The organism is Flavobacterium limnosediminis JC2902 (genome assembly GCF_000498535.1).
In the GTDB taxonomy this organism is placed as follows: Bacteria; Bacteroidota; Bacteroidia; order Flavobacteriales; family Flavobacteriaceae; genus Flavobacterium; species Flavobacterium limnosediminis.
In genome coordinates this window covers 1-16,307 of the sequence record NZ_AVGG01000016.1, presented here as the reverse complement: position 1 = coordinate 16,307, position 16,307 = coordinate 1, and the positions used below count along the sequence as shown (strand labels likewise).

8 protein-coding genes are annotated in these 16,307 nt (G+C 33.8%); all 8 read right to left on the bottom strand.

The genetic code is table 11. The annotated features are described in order from the left end of the window. Window positions 1–219 precede the first annotated feature (219 nt). Window positions 220–1,011, bottom strand: a complete 792-nt coding sequence (locus FLJC2902T_RS10835) for a TIGR02391 family protein (RefSeq protein ID WP_023579833.1) — start codon at window positions 1,009–1,011, stop codon at window positions 220–222. A gap of 158 nt (window positions 1,012–1,169) precedes the next feature. Then, window positions 1,170–3,440: a hypothetical protein gene (locus FLJC2902T_RS10830; RefSeq protein ID WP_023579832.1), complete on the bottom strand. Its 2,271-nt coding sequence runs from the start codon at window positions 3,438–3,440 to the stop codon at window positions 1,170–1,172. A gap of 416 nt (window positions 3,441–3,856) precedes the next feature. Beyond that, complete coding sequence (locus FLJC2902T_RS10825) at window positions 3,857–4,522, bottom strand: DUF4339 domain-containing protein (RefSeq protein ID WP_023579831.1); 666 nt, start codon at window positions 4,520–4,522, stop codon at window positions 3,857–3,859. Window positions 4,523–4,532: 10 nt separating this feature from the next. Next, window positions 4,533–5,432 carry a restriction endonuclease gene (locus tag FLJC2902T_RS10820; RefSeq protein ID WP_023579829.1) on the bottom strand — a complete coding sequence of 300 codons (900 nt, stop codon included), beginning with the start codon at window positions 5,430–5,432 and terminating at the stop codon, window positions 4,533–4,535. Window positions 5,433–5,512: 80 nt separating this feature from the next. Next, entirely contained in the window at window positions 5,513–7,375 is a 1,863-nt protein-coding gene (locus tag FLJC2902T_RS10815) for an ATP-dependent nuclease (RefSeq protein WP_023579828.1), read from the bottom strand. Between the two features lie 19 nt (window positions 7,376–7,394). Beyond that, entirely contained in the window at window positions 7,395–10,655 is a 3,261-nt protein-coding gene (locus FLJC2902T_RS10810; RefSeq protein ID WP_035678401.1) for an Eco57I restriction-modification methylase domain-containing protein, read from the bottom strand. Window positions 10,656–11,374: 719 nt separating this feature from the next. Further along, on the bottom strand, window positions 11,375–12,379 hold the full coding sequence (locus FLJC2902T_RS10805) for a PorP/SprF family type IX secretion system membrane protein (RefSeq protein ID WP_023579825.1): 1,005 nt from the start codon (window positions 12,377–12,379) through the stop codon (window positions 11,375–11,377). A gap of 6 nt (window positions 12,380–12,385) precedes the next feature. Continuing rightward, a partial coding sequence (locus FLJC2902T_RS10800; RefSeq protein WP_051364375.1) for a PKD-like domain-containing protein occupies window positions 12,386–16,307 on the bottom strand: 3,922 nt, incomplete at its 5' end.

The following is a 16,307-nucleotide window of genomic DNA, read 5'->3' as shown; positions in this document are numbered from 1 at the left end:
CCTATGGCATCAAAGTCTCCCGACTTTGAATAACTAATTACCAGAATATTTTTCAAAGCAATTGTACTTTATTTAATAAAAAAAAGCTTCAACATCACTGCTGAAGCTTTTTTTATAATTATAGCTCAAAGTCAAGCGACTTTACCCTTACTTTTAATGAGTTTTGCCATAAAGCCTACTTGCTTAAAACCGCTGTTGTAGCCAGTTTTTTTAGACTTTCTATTCCATTCTCCTGTGAATTAAAGAAATTGTTGAGAGAATATCTAAAGCATCCTTTTCATTAATTTCCCAAATAATTTTTGGCGAATGTGCGGTTGAATTTCTAAACATACCAAAAACTCCTTTTATCAAATTTGCAAAACCTTTATGTTCACTTTCTTTAGTTTCGGTAGACAAATCATTTATCTTGATAAGTGGATTTTTAATAGAAAAAGCTTTGTCAATTAATTCAGCACCATCTTCAGTTAGTCCAGTTTTTTGTCTAATATTTTCTGCAACGCTTTTTGTTGCTTCAAATACTGTATGAAAATAGTTTTCTGACAATAATTCAGCTTTACAATATTTAAAAATTTCTGGATGTGCATTTCTTTGTTCAAGTTTGCTTTTTAATCTATTAGCTCTTTGTTCCGCTTCCGAAATAGTTGCAGTAATTTCAGTTTTAATAAATTTACCGCTTTCCGAAAGTTCTAGACCAATGAATGACAATCTTTTGTTTAATTCTATTCTTAGATATTCAAAATGGCTATGATTACCTATGAATCTCGCAGGATTCATCGATATATTAATAAACTTTAAGATGTTGTTTGAGTTTTTGTTTTTATTTTGGTAAGTAACAAAAGCATTATACAATCTTTTCCATTTTGTATTTGTAGAATCTATATCATTAATCGTTGCTTCTTGTAAAAATTTACCGATTTCAGGACCTGTTAATCCATTAATAGTATCACCCAAGGTTTTGCTTATTCCTTCTAGAACGCTTCCGTCAATTGGTGGTAATTTTTTTATATCCATCTCGTTTTGTTAAAATTGGCTACAACGTCCCGCCGGCTTGCTGCAGGTGGGGATTTTTGTCCCTTTAGTTTGTTTATTACTGAAGCCAAATATACAAAAAGAAGTTTGGTTTTTCCCTAAAACCCCACTTGCTGCAAACCGCTGTTGTATGTCGTTTTTTAAAACTTCATTATTTCATTATAGTATTCAATTGATCCATAAATCATAAATACTAGACAACTAATTTTAGTTTCTATAATTTCAGTTTCAGTCCAAAAATTAGCATTGTGAGCATCTATATTTCTATTGTTATAAGCCCTAGAACAATGTTTACCAAATTCAAATTGTGAAGATGAATTTAAATCTTTGTATCTGTTTTTTTTAGGATCAATTTTGGCTAGATGATCGATCACACTTCCAAATCCTTTTTTGGAGGATTTAATGGAATTATAAGAATTTGGATCTGTTATAAATAATAACTTTTTAAAAAATGCTTCTTGAGATGTAACTATTTGTTTTAAGTAATTGAGTTTATCATTTCTGTCACTAGATCCAAAATAAAATTTATTTAATGTTGGTATTATTCTTTCTGCTAAATCTGAATTTTCAGGACAATTTTTGCTTATATCAAATGTTAATAATTTAAAGAAAGAATCTAAAGCATCTGATAAAGTCGTCGGATATGTTTTTTGAATATTAGAATTAAATATGTTATTTAATTCTTTTTCTAAAATATTCTTTAATTCATTCCAACTATATTTATTAAAATTATTTTTTTTATCATTTATAACTTCCAATAAAGAAACATATTTAGTTCCTGAATGATCTGTGAATTTATTGAATGATAAAGGATTATTAGTGATGCATCTATAAACATCCATTTTACTATAATTTTTCTCTAATAATAAAATAGTTTTTACAAGTTCAATGAGCTTAATAGAATTATTAGGTTGTTTTTCTAATACTTTTACGCAACATTTTTTTACTTCATCTATTTTTAAAGCCCCATTCTTTTTTACTGGCTTTTTTGTTTTTACAATTTCGTTTTTGTATTTTTCTTTAAGTTCAGAAAGTATAAATTGATTACCACTTATTTTAATGAAATTTTTCTTGTAATTCCTTAGATTGGAAGATACTGATCTTTTTGTTACATCTTTTCTATTTAGATTATTATTTATAAAATCTGTTATTTCATCAATATTGAGAGGTTTGTCAAGTATTCTACAAGACTTTAAAATTAAATTTACTTGACTTTCTATGCTTACATTAGATTCCTTCAATGTCCATTTTCCAGTTTTGCCTAGTGGAATAATGTTTTTGTCTTGTCTTAATGTTTGTTTTAAAGATTCTAGTGTTATCTCATTATTTGTTAGCGTTAACCTTTTATTTATTAAATGTAATAACTCTTCATATGATAAAACTTTCTTTTTTTCATATAGAAGTCTATAAACATAATTATTAATCGATGCTAAATTTTCGAACTTAATTTGATAAACATTATCATCAATTATTTCAATTTCATTAATTGTTTTGCAAACAGTTTTGATGAAATTATCATCAACAACATAGTCGTCTAGTATATCTATGACGATATCATCAAAGTGGAGAGGTAAAACATTATTTCGAAGTAATGCAAAAATTTTTGTTGCAACATTTAAATAAATATCATTATTTACACTTTTTTGAGTATAAATAATGTTATTTTTTAAAAAATAATGCTTTGAAACACTGACCTTTTCGTATTCCCAAATATTTAAAAGTAATTCTAAAATATTATAATTAATTTTCGCTATACCATAATCTTGTAGCCATTCTATTATTCTTTTTTGATTAATAATTTGTTCTCCAACCAATTCTTTTCTATATGATAAGAATTTATCAGTTATATTAGTATTAATTTTACAGTTCCAATCTTCTACAAGTTCGCCATTTAAAAGTTTTTGTAAATCAGGAATTAATTCATTTGAAATAATCTGTCTTATTCTTTCTCTATGTAATCTATACCTTTTAGCTATTTTATCGTGACTATATTGTTTGGATTCAATTCCAAACGATTTCTTTAAAATATCAATATTTCTTATTTCTCTTTCACGTGTTTTGTCACTTTTGTAAGTAAAATTTTCGACTAATGAAGTAAAATCTTTTATGATTTTTTCTAAAAGAGAAATTATATTATCATCTACATTATCATATTCATATGGTAATGTCTTAGGACTGATTTTATTATACTCTGATAGAATTATATTTTCATTATTTTGAATATATTTTTTTAAAATAATCAATTCTTCAACAACTTTTTTTCCTACAGTTGGATATTTGCAAAATTCTTTTTCGTCCAAAGATTTTAAATTTGAAATAGTAGTAATGTCAAATTTTATTAGTTTAGAGAGTAAGATGTTTGGAATTAAATTTGAAATATATTTAATTTCAATATTATCGATATCTATCATAGTTTAGTTTTGATAAAATGACATACAACTTATTTATATACGTAATCATTTTTTATATCTCCATTATTTCACATATATGGGGGAATATATACAATATTGACTTAAATATATTTATGCTAATATATCAAATAGTAAGAAATTAACACAATTTAGTTCTCAGCAATAACTTCGCGTAAATTCCAACCATTTTAAAAATAGGATTCGTCGTATAATAATCAATCCCCCAAGCTGGCGCGAGCATCTTGCTCGTGCACACAAACTAATTGCCGGCAATCTATAAAACAGAATGGTTCTAATTTACTTTTGGCACTGAGTATTTCGAGTTACAGCACAGGGAGCTCACGTTGTGGGCACATCCAAGATTCTCGCGCTATCGGGGACAATAAAGAGAATCAACTACATACTTCATAATAAAATCATTTAGTTAAAGCCCCGGCAATCCTCCATCCAATTTTAGCAACATTCCCATAGTTGGTAACCTTTAACTCAAATTCCTTTTGGGCAGAAGGAGGATAAAATTCATAAATAGTATACTGTTCAGTATTAATTTCAGAGCCTGTTTTACTGTAAAAAACAACTTCCACTGTTACATCTTTATAAGTTGTTACTGTAGCCTTGTTTTTAATAAATCCTTTTATTTTGAGTCTATCTCCTAAAAAATTCTCTCTGTATTGGCCGTCAGTTTCAAGATAAGTTAACGGATCGTTGGCCTCCATTTCTGCAACAGTCATAACTTGCTCTTCATAGGTAGAAGGACCGTTTTGACTGTTTGAGTATTCACCTAGTGCTGCAAAAACAACTAAAACCAAAACGGTAGTGACAAGTACTTTAAGTATAAACCATCTCCAATTAGTTTTTTTCTTAACAATTGGCGCAACAGGTTTTGGTTCTGCTTTTTTGGTTATTGGTGGGGGAACAACAGTTAAAATATTTTTCAACTCATCAACTGTTCCGGCTTCTTTCCAATCCTCCATGCCTTCGCACCATACTTGTGTGCTTTTTATTATTCCTTTGGCTTTTAATTCATCCAAATCAAAAGGGCCTGCGTTTTCAGTTCCGTTATGTAAGTAGTATTTTTGCATAAATTAAGAATTAATCGTTACTACCTAAAAAGTAAATAGGGTGTAGTGGTAACAGGTTTTTTTGTTCATCATTCATTTTTGAGTAGTATTCTTGCCATAAAGAAGTTAACCGCTCAAAATCTATTAATTCAATATGTTCTCTTGATTCTCTGGCTTCTTTAATAGCTGGTTTTGAAAAACTTCCTGAAGTAACAAAAATTCCAACATCTGAATTCCTCTTTAATGTACCAGCAAGTTTTTGAACTTCATCTGAAGAAACATTATCATTAGGCCTATGCTTTACCTGGACAATGATTCTGGGTTGTCTCGTTCCAAGTGGATCGGTATATGCAATAATATCAATTCCTCCATCTGGCCCACGTTGGGCTACATCGGATATGTGATATCCCATCGCTCGCAATAACTCTGCAACTAAATCTTGAAACTCATAAGGATTTTTACTGATTATGTAATTACGAATTCCATTAAATGCCTCATCTTCATATTGGCTGATTATTGATTTTTGAACTTGACCACTGTCTTCTTCTTTAAAATCTTCAATATCCTCTTCTACTGTTTCCTGTTTGCGCTTTCCGTCCCATTCTCTGTACAGTTTAGATGCAGTTTCCATTAATTTTTCTGCACCTAGTTTCATGGCTTTTTCCCCTTCGTCGGTTAGTATCCACGTTCCTTTATGTTTTCTCAAAAATCCTGCTTTCATGCAGTCAATAGTGTAAAAATGCAAAATAGATTCCCAACGGATATAGCCAGTCTTTTCATAACGATGACTTTCATATTCATCAAATTCTACGGTTTCACGTATTTTATCTACAACGTCTTTCCCTCGCATTTCTCCACCGGCTTCTTTTAATATTTTAAAAGTGGCGAAGATGGTTTTTTCGGCTATTTTTTGTGATTTTGATTTTGACATGCTTTTAATTATTCAAGGTTTCTATGAGGTGTTGGTTTACGGAGTATTTTTGCATTTTTTATTTAATTTGTAATATCATCTTATTTCTTTACTCCTTCAACTTCAACTATGTTTTTTTGAGGAACTTTAAAATTCTGTATATTTTTACTAAAAGATTGGTCAATAAAATCAAATACCTTTTCAAAATTTTGAATCGTTTGTTCGTCTAATTTAGATTTGGTAATTTTTTTATTAATTACATTTTGATAAAATTGTTTTGCATAAATAATCTTTCTACTATTTCCTATTATTTCCGATGACGTCTTACCTGATTTAATATTGAATTTATCATCTACAAGTAAAAAATCTTTTGTGCTAAACATATCTTCTACTTCTTTAAAATCAATCAGTTTAATTTTCTCATCAGTTAATATCTCGTCATTATTAAAAAGATTTTCTTTCAATTCCTCTCTTGTAGTTCTTGGATTCACTCCATTATCCATTAATAAAATCCAATCTAAACCATATCCAATGCAAAAGGAAATTAAAGGATAGATTTTTGAAGACTTAATGCCAATACCTGGGACGAATTTGTATTCCTTCTTTTTATTTAAAATTTTTGCCATAGATTCAAAATACCAAAAATCAGACAAACCTTCTAATAGAACATTCTTTTCTGATAAAATTGAAAAGTCCTTTAATGGCTCCAATCCCATAGCTTCAGAAATTGGTTGTAAAGCATCTTTTTTATATGTAGAATCAAGTTTTGAGGTAGTTAGTCCTTCCACTATGGTACCCTCATTTTCAGTATTTAACACTAAACCAATATTATGAAGTTTATCTAATTTTATTAGTGAAGGCGAATGGGTTGAATAAATTATTTGATGTCCAGATTTGGCTAAATTTTCGAAAACTTCTAACATGTCATTGTTAGCTTTAACATGTAAATTTTGTCCAGGTTCATCAAAAAGAAAAACTATTCCATTTTCTGATTCTGAAGCTTTCAATTCTAACCATAGAGATAAAAACCAAATCAACCCCTTACTTCTTCTTCTGGGCTGTAAATATTGACCGTCTTTTGATTTTACAAAAAAAGATACTTTCTCTTTGCCAGTTTGATCAAATGCTAATTCAAAATTAATTTCAACTTGTTTATTTCCTGAAATTTTCTGCTTCCAGTCTTTTTGAAATGACGCTGTAAGTTCTTTATTAAGAGTTTCAATTTTACCTTTTTTTAGCTGAGGATTTTTCTTCGAAAATTCAACAAAATTAATCTTGAGTATTTCTTGAAAATTTTTAACTGCTTTTATGCCTTTTTGACCCGAATCACTTTTTTCGAGTTCATCAACATAAATTTCATCGGGCAATAAATCTGCAACATCATCAAAAAAAATGATAGATGGACAACATCTCCAAATATCGTAAACAACTTTCTCTTTTAATAAGTTTATGTCTATTATAGGCCTTAAAATTTTTATAATTGCTGTTACAAAGTCATCTTTTTCATTAGGTAAATTGTTAATAGCTGATTTAATAATTTGAAAAGCGGGTTCATTAATTTCTAATTTATATTCATTTTGATTTTCCCATCCAAAATCAATTGTTTTTGTTAGAGTAAATTCCTGTAACTTTTTTAACTTCTCTACATCAAATACTTTAAAAAGCGTTGTTTCAGTTTTAAGTTCATCATTTACATACTGCCTGCACTCCTTTTCAAGTTCTTTAAAAAAAAACTCACTTGTTTTGTATGTTATTGAAATACTCTGTTTCAAATTCCCATTGCTTTCTTCCTCAAAATTTAAGTTTTCGCGATTCACTATATCGTCCTCAAAACTATATAGTGCTTCTAATATAGAACTTTTACCTGCTTCATTTTGGCCTGCTAGTGTAAATAGATTATCGCTAAGCTCAAACGAAGTATTAATTATACTTTTAAAATTTTGGATATGTATTTTTTTTATCATAATCAAGGTTTTAATATTTTTAACTATTCTCCACAATCAAAATCTCCTCCTCAGTCAACCCATAAAGCTCATAAACCATCGCATCAATCGCCTTATCCGTAGCATCAATCTGCGCTTTCAAATCCAGTGCTTGTTTACGTTCTCTCATAAAATAATCCTCCCATTCCGCTTCTTGAGCTAAGGAAAGTTTTATTTTCTTTTTCGCCAGTTCTTTAATAAACTCGGCATAGGATAACAAATACCAATCCTGCAGTTTTTTGGGTAGGTCTTCTAACTCAAATTTACGTTGTAATGTGCGTTGGAATTTTTGTGAGGTTTCTTGTAATTCCTTATTCTTAGCTAATTGACTGTTCACATTATCAATCATTACTTGAGAATTATTAGAAATTTCAGGTAATGGAAAAGGCTTTAAATAATTGGTTTTGAATCTAAAATAACCACCACCTAATTCCGTTCCTGTATTTTTTAAGAAGAACCACATCACTTTTGAGTTCAATATTCCTAAATAATATTTTTCATCAACTTCAAACTTTGGATTTTTGACAAATGAATAAATAGTTGTAGGATGATAATACTCTCCTTTTTCATCATAGGTCATATTACAGCCAAGAGAAATCTCTTGTGTCATTATTTTTGGATAATGAAATTTGGTTAAGTTTTTAGGATAGATGTACAAGTACCAATCTTTTTCAATATTCATTCTTCCCTTTTCTCTGTTTTTTATTTCTGCTTCAAAATACTTAATGTAATTATACCCCTTGGGAAATTTTTCTTTAATGAAATCTTCACTCATTGAAATAGCTTTGTCCATATCAATCTGATAAGGAAAAATAACATAATTAGATACAATCGGAGAACAATTTCTTGAGAGTTGATTCCCTTTTACAAACGGCTTAACTAAACCTTCTTCGATTTCAAACACATAATCATGTTTCGCATTGTATCCCTTTATAACATTACCTTCCTTAATACCTTGGAATACATAAATTTCGTCTAAACTTGTTTGTAATCCCACGAATATCTTATCAAATACATCCTCAACTTTGTAGGTTTGATTGTTTAATTTAGCTATTACATCAAAAACTTTTTCACTTTGCAAATCCCAATTTAAAGAAGTTAAATTTTTGTAATACATGTATTCCCATGAATTAGGCTCTAACAATTCAGAGGCTTTTATTTTTTTAAACTCAACTCTATCTTTTTCTGTTTTTGTCAGATTGACAATACAAGTATATGTTGCTGCATCACTAAAAATTATATCAGAGCCAAAATGTATTAAAGATTCAACAGCTTTATTCTCAACAAAAAACTTTCTAATGCCAACACCAAAATCGGTCACCAAAAATTTATGAGGCAATATGAAGGATACAATACCTTTTGAATGAATTAAATCAAATGATTTTTCCATAAACAAAGCATAAATATCATAGTTTCCAGTTGCTGACTGAAACTTTGTTTCATAATACAAAGTTTGGTTATAATAATGTTCTTTTAAACCTTGTACCCTAACATACGGTGGATTCCCAATCACCACATCAAACCCACCTTTAGCAAACACTTTCGGGAAGGCTTCCTGCCAGTTAAACGCTTTGTCACCGGCTACTTCAGGGTCGTCTATTAGCGAGTTCCCACATTTAATGTTGTTGTTCAGGCTGTTCAGTTTTCGGTTGCGTTGTGCCGTGCGTAACCATAACGAGAGTTTGGCAATTTCCACGCTTTCCTCGTTCAAATCCACACCGTACAGGTTGTTTTCCAAGATCCTGCCTTCTACGTCGCTCAATACCAAAGCATCACCAAACAATTTGGCTTGCAGTTCGTCTACATAACGGTGTTCGGCAATTAAAAACTCTAAGGCTTGGTTTAAAAACGCGCCACTACCACAGGCAGGGTCAACTATGGTTAATTCCAGTAACCAATTTCTATATACTGTGAGTTTATCAGCTAAACTCTCTTTCCTTTCGTTTGGGAAACCTTTTTCACCTCTTTTTAATTTTGTTTTTATTGTTTTAATAAAAACATATTCTTCTTCGATAATTTTTAGCTCAGCTTTCTTTTCGTTACACAGTTTACCAATGGTGTTGTCTACTATGTACTTGGTAATGTATTTAGGGGTATAAAAAACACCGTCTTTCTTGCGTTTGGTTTTCGTTTTTTCAGTTACGGTGCCTTCAATCTCGTTGGCGATTTCGTCTATCTCGTTCAGCGAGTTTTCAAAAATATGCCCTAAGATATTTACATCCACTTCGCTTTCAAAGTCATACTCACTCAGTTTTCGGGTATGCTTAAAAAGCAAATCATCATCAATGGCAATGCTGTCCAACAGTTCATCAGTCTGAAACAAACCCCCATTGTAGGCGTAAATGTCGTACTGTGCCGTAACGATTTCGTTGGTATGTTTTCCAAAAGCGGGTAAAGAAACGCGTGCTCCTGTATTCAAATCATCAAAATACATTTTGTAACGGTCGTATAACGAAACCGGTACACGCGCTTCCCTCAGTTTCTGCCACTCCAGATTAATCGAAAAAATAAGGTTGGTAGGTAACAGTAAACGGTCTTCGGCAAAAAAAATAAACAAAAAGCGGTCTAACAGTTTTTGCGTTTTCTTAAAAAGTTCCAGTTTGTTGTGCTGCGGGTTTAGGGCAACAATGTTATGAAACAACTCTTTCCTAAAAGCAGAGTAATCTTTGTACAGTTCTTTGGTAATCTTGTCTTCATTCGAAACACTCTCGGCTTTTAGCTTTCCTGGTAAATCGTTTTTAATGCTCTCAAACGACAAACACAGCCAAAGCGTGGTGAATTCTTCTTTGCTAAGTGTGAACAAATTAAATTCGACAAACTCGGTGGCATCGTCTATGTAAAAGCGGAGTTTTTCAAAGTTGGAGATAATTACATAACGGCAATCGCGTTGGTTGGTTTTATAGCCAAAGGCTTGGGCTTCTATTTTACCTAAATCAGTAGTATCGGTACCTTTCAATTCAATAACCGCCATTACTTTGTCGTCTATAATAATGGCACCATCTGCTTTTTTGTTGTTGGTGAGGTTTTTTAACTCAGTCTTTAAATTAAAATTGGCATCAGGATTAATGATATACCCCAAAACCTTTACAAACAATTCCCGTAAAAATCCTTCCTGATATTGTTCTTCCTTACTCGAACGGATATTGGTTTGTTTGTTGACATCGTGAAAGATAGAGGTATAAACTTCCCATTGCGAATCGAGTGTAGCCTGTGGTATGGATTGGCGGTATTTTTTCAATACCGTATTTTGAAATAATGACATTAATAGTAAGTTATTAGAATTTCTAAAAATAAGAAAATACGGTCTAGGGTAAGATTTTATTTATCAACAAAAAGCAGTTCAAAATTCGTTAATTACTTTTCATTGCTTCTTACCATCAAAGGCTCCTCTTAAATTCTGGGCGTTTCAAAAATAGTGTTCGTTTGGCAAATATGAAATCACCAATTTGGGTGATATTGGTATCACTAAAATTGGTGATATAAATTCACTACTTATGCCTGCAGTTATTCGGAATTTCCGAACAACTGAACCTTCATCGTATTCACGAACAATCTACCAGCACTTTTGCCCGCTGAGGATTTGTATTCTAAAGATGAGATTGCTTCGTCGTTCGTACCTCTCTCCTCGCAATGACGGCCGAGGGGAACACAAAATTCACGAACCACTGCTTGTAAATGACTTGGGCGATTTCTCCGATTTTAATGATAAGTTAGGTATTGACGGTAATGACCGGTCTCTGTATACCAAGTAGCAAATTGCGGTAATTAGACTTGTTAATCACCGCAAATAATGCGGAGAATACTACCGCTTCCTGAACAAAAAAGGAATAGTTTAGTGCTATTCCTTTTTGTTTTAATGCTGACACCCTTAACGTTCCTCAAGGGAACAATCCTACTAACGATGTTTAACTTTTCATTTCGAGCGAGTGAGATTCCTCCTTTCGTCGGAATGACAGCCGAGAAATAGTCAATTGCCCTACCCTATTTTACGAGGTAATTTGGACAACCAAAACATTTTCTTGCTTCCACATCAAATTGGTACACCAACGATAATTCATACACACCTCCTGTATTCTTTAATTTGGAAGTGCTGATATCGTATGAATATCCAATTTTGAAGTTCTCATACTGTAAACCTCCAAATAAATTTACGGATGTTACTGTATGACTATCATAAGCTTTTTCCATAGGATTGATAGCTGTTGTAGCTCCAACAAAAAATTTATTAAAGAGTAATGAAGTACCCAGATCCAGTCTGTTGTATTCCCCTTGTTTCATAAAATTAGCGGTAAGCGTCATTCGGGTTTCATACGGAAAAAAGGTAACATCGACATATTCCGCTAATTCAAATTCGTAACCTGCATTGACCGTAAAGAACATGTCTAAAGGAATATTTCCTTCTTGCGCCATAGAGATATTTGGCTTTGTTAAATGCTTTAAGGAAGTTCCGAACCAGATATTATCATTATAGAAAAGCAAACCTGCTGACATATCAAAAAAATGCAATCTGTTGTTTAACTTCATTGGATCGATAGACTCCGGGTTGATTGTTTCATTGGCTATATTAATCTGGTCTCTAAGAATTAAATTCTGAAAACCATAACTTTTACTTCCGTATCCAACTTCAATTCCGGGTCTGAAATACCAATAATCGGAAAGCGCTACCCTATATGCATAATTTGCATTTGCCTGCATGTAATTATACCCTGTAAAATCTTCTCTGTGACTTAGAAAATTAACTCCAACTCCGCTATTTGCATCTTCTAACCAAGTACTGAAATAACCATAATTAGTGTCAACCCTAAAATTTAAATCCGGCCATTGCGTACGATGAATAATACCCGCACTTGTGGTTTCTAAAAACCCCGTATATCCCGGATTCATTGTTTCCGGCATTAAAAAGGCTTGTGTAAAAATTGGATCTTGGGCATTAATAAAATTACTAAACAAGGCAACGGTTATAGTTATTATATATTTAAATTTCATTATAAATTATTTTATTAAAACAAAAGGACCATTTTCATTGATGACATCTCCGTAGAAAGTTTCTGCAGAAATTTTAAAATAGTAATTACCATTTTCTGCCTGAACACCTTTTATTGTTCCATCCCATCCTTTTAAAGTTTCTCCTGATTCCGAATAAATTAAACTTCCCCAAGTATCATAAACATCCATTTTAAGATTCTTAAGTCCTTCTGAAACCGGACCAAAAGTATCATTTACACCATCTGAATTCGCGGTAAATCCATTTGGAACCATCAATTTGTACCCTTTTTCAACATACAAAGTAATTATATGCGTGTAAACACATCCGAAGGGATAAGTAACCGTTTGAGTGACTACATAGCTTCCTTCCGATTCATAGGTGTGAACCGGATTCTCTTCTGTTGAAAAGCTTCCATCACCAAAATTCCATGAGATGCTGGTATAATCACCGGTAGCGGTACTCGTGAATTGTATCGGGTCCTGAATAGAATAAATTCCGAATGTTGTAAAACCATATGAATTCTGCGTAAATGAAGGAGAACCAAGTACAGGTATCACAACATTTAAACTGTAGGTAGTAGTACAACCCAAAGCATCTGTGGCGGTTAAAACTACCAATCCATTCTGATCAGTGGTCATCAATTGATTGTTTGCTCCGCTTACTGTTCCGCTTGACCAACTTAATTGGAATGGTGGCATTCCTCCAGAGACTTGGGCTTCGAAAAGCTGACTTATGTCTCTTGTTTCACAGTTTGCATTTGTAGTTGTTTCTACCGCTAAAGTTAATGGCAATGGTCTGTTAATAGTATATTGCGCTGTTTTGATACATCCCCTTGAATCTGTAACAGTTACTGCATAATTACCCGAAGTAATATTTATTAAATCTTCGGTTGTGGCTCCATTAGTCCAACTATAAGTAAATGGCGGAGTTCCTCCAGACACATTTAAATTAATTGCTCCGCTGTTTGCATCGTTACAATCAAGTGCATTTTGAGTATTAGCACCTAAAACCAAAGGTTGAGGCTCTATAATTGTAAATGTTCTTGTTATGTAACATGGCGTTCCGTCTGAAATTGTTACTGAATAGATTCCCGGAGGCAAATTATTTCTGACTAAGCCCGCTGTACTCCCATCGCCCCAAGTTAAAGCAAGTGGCGGAATACCTCCTATCAAATTCAGATTTATACTTCCGTCGTTAGCACCATGACAAGAAACATTGGTTACAACCGGATTAATTGTAAAAATTGGTGCTTCCGGTATGTTGACTACTATTGTTTTTGTACAGCCTTTACTGTCTGTTACAAGAATAGTATAATCTCCGGCTGCCAAATTATTTTGATACAATCCTGTAGCCAAATTAGCCCATTGCCCTTGATAAGGACCTGTACCTCCTGTTACAGTTAATGTTATTGATGCATTGTTAGCGCCATAACAAGTAATTGGTGTGGTCGTTGCAGTAATTACGATATCTGCCGGTTGCGTTACCGTTAAACCGGAAACCGTTTTTCTGCCTCCATTTGCATCAATCACAATTAAGGAATAAACACCGGCAACCAAGTTTGTGAATTGCGGGTTTAAATCTACTGTGTTATAAATTGAAGCAACGAGAGTATTGCTGCTGTTATACAATTCGTAATCGTATGGAGGAACTGATTCTTGTGTTATTAACACCCCTACTGCTCCATTTGAATCGCCATAACAATCTAAATTAACATTCAGACTCAAATCTTCCTGAATCAATAATTCTGGTGGTTGAGTCAATATGAATGTTACTACAAGCGGTTCACAATATCCATCTGTTATAGTCGCAGTATAAGTACCTGCTGCTAAATTTGAAATATCTTCATTGGCAGAAGTAAATCCGTTTGGTCCCGACCAGCTATACGTATAGCTACCCGATCCGCCTACAGTTGTAAGATCTATAGAGCCATCTGTAGCTCCGAAAAAACTTATGTTATAACCATTATAATTTGAGACTGCACCCGATGATGAAAGCGTTGGGTTTACAGTTATTGAATAGGTATAAATTGCTCCTGTACAAATAGCTCCATTATTATTAAATGTAGCCGTTGCTGAATATACAATTGTTAGTGGTACTGCTGTGGTATTTATTAACGTTTGCGCAGGAATCACGTCTGTTCCCGAACTTACCCCACCTGTAATTCCGGTTGGAATAGCCGCTGTCCAGTTGAATGTAATATTCCCCGGTAAAGTAGTGGAGAGCGTTACAGCCTCTGTGGTATGCTCATTACAAATGGTTTGATTTGCATGATTGAATACTACGTCCGGTTTAGGGAAAACATCAACAGTAATGGTGAATGAATTACCTGTACAAATTCCAGCCGATGGGATAACCGAATACACTAAAGTTACAATCTGATTAGTAGTATTCGTTAATTGTTGACTAAACGAACTCTGTGGCGTTGTACTATTGCCGGCACCAGTAACCCCGGCATTAGGAGTCATAGAAACCAACGACCATGTATAAGTTGTTGCACTTGGCACTGTATTTCCGTTACCCGATACAGGTTGATATGTAAAAGTATCCTCGCTACAAATTACAGCAGAATAATTAGTTAAAACAGGAACCTGATTAATCACCACTTGTGCCGTGGCAGATGACACACTGCTACATCCCCCTGAGGAGAAGGTGATCACACAATAATAATAAAGTGTTCCGACAATTGCAGCCGGCGGAGTATAGGTAGCGCTTGTTGCACCTGATACCGCGGTTCCTCCCGTTGTACTGTTTGTTGTATTGCTGAACCACTGATAAGAAGCAGTTCCCGTTCCGTTGGTGTAGGCTACGGTTAATGTTGTTGGTGATCCACCCTCACATACCGAACTTGAAGTTGGTTGCGTGGTAATCGCTGGTGCCGGTACTACTATTACTTGTGACACCGCGCTGGTAACATTACATCCTACCTCACTTTGAGTCACCACACAATAGTAATATTGGGTTCCTACTGTTGCAGTTGACGGACTGTATGTAGCATTCGTGGCGCCGCTTATAATTGTTCCGCCAGTGGTACTGTTACTGGTGTTGCTGTACCATTGGTAATTATAGGTTCCGATTCCGCCACTCACTGTGATTGTTAAATCGGTTACAGTAGTACTTTGACATAACGTTTGAGTCGCTAAAGCTTGGGCTGTAACGGTTGGATCCGGTACCACTATAACTTCGGCTGCTGCACTGGTAGTACTTCCACAACCGTTACCGCTTAATGTGATTACGGCATAATAGTAATAGGTTCCAGCAGTATTAAATGCCGGCGGGGTGTATGTGGAAGAAGTGGCTCCTGATATAGAAGTTCCTCCCGTAGTACTGTTACTCGTATTACTGTACCACTGGTAAGTTGGAGTACCAACTCCTGCGGTATAAGCAACGCTTAACGCTGAGATTGTTCCGCCTACACAGATACTTTGCGTCGCCGTAGGTTGTGTCGATACTGTTGGCAATGGATTGATAATAACCTGAGCCGTATTTGAAAGTATGCTTGTACATCCCCCTGATGAGAAGGTGATCTCACAATAATAATAAAGTGTTCCAACGGTTGTTGCCGGCGGAGCATAAGTTGCATTGGTTGCTCCTGATATCGCAGTTCCTCCCGTAGTACTGTTTGTTGTATTACTAAACCACTGATAAGAGGCTGTTCCTGTTCCGTTGGTGTAGGCTACGGTTAATACCGTTGGAGTTCCACCCTCACATACCGAGCTTGAAGTTGGCTGCGTTGTAATCGCTGGTGCCGCTACTACGATTACCTGTGACACGGCACTGGTAACATTACATCCTACTCCGCTTTGAGTCACCACACAGTAATAATATAAAGTTCCAACCGTGGAAGTTAACGGACTGTAAGTAGCATTTGTGGCTCCGCTTATAATTGTTCCGCCTGTAGTACTGTTGCTGGTGTTGCTGTACCATTGG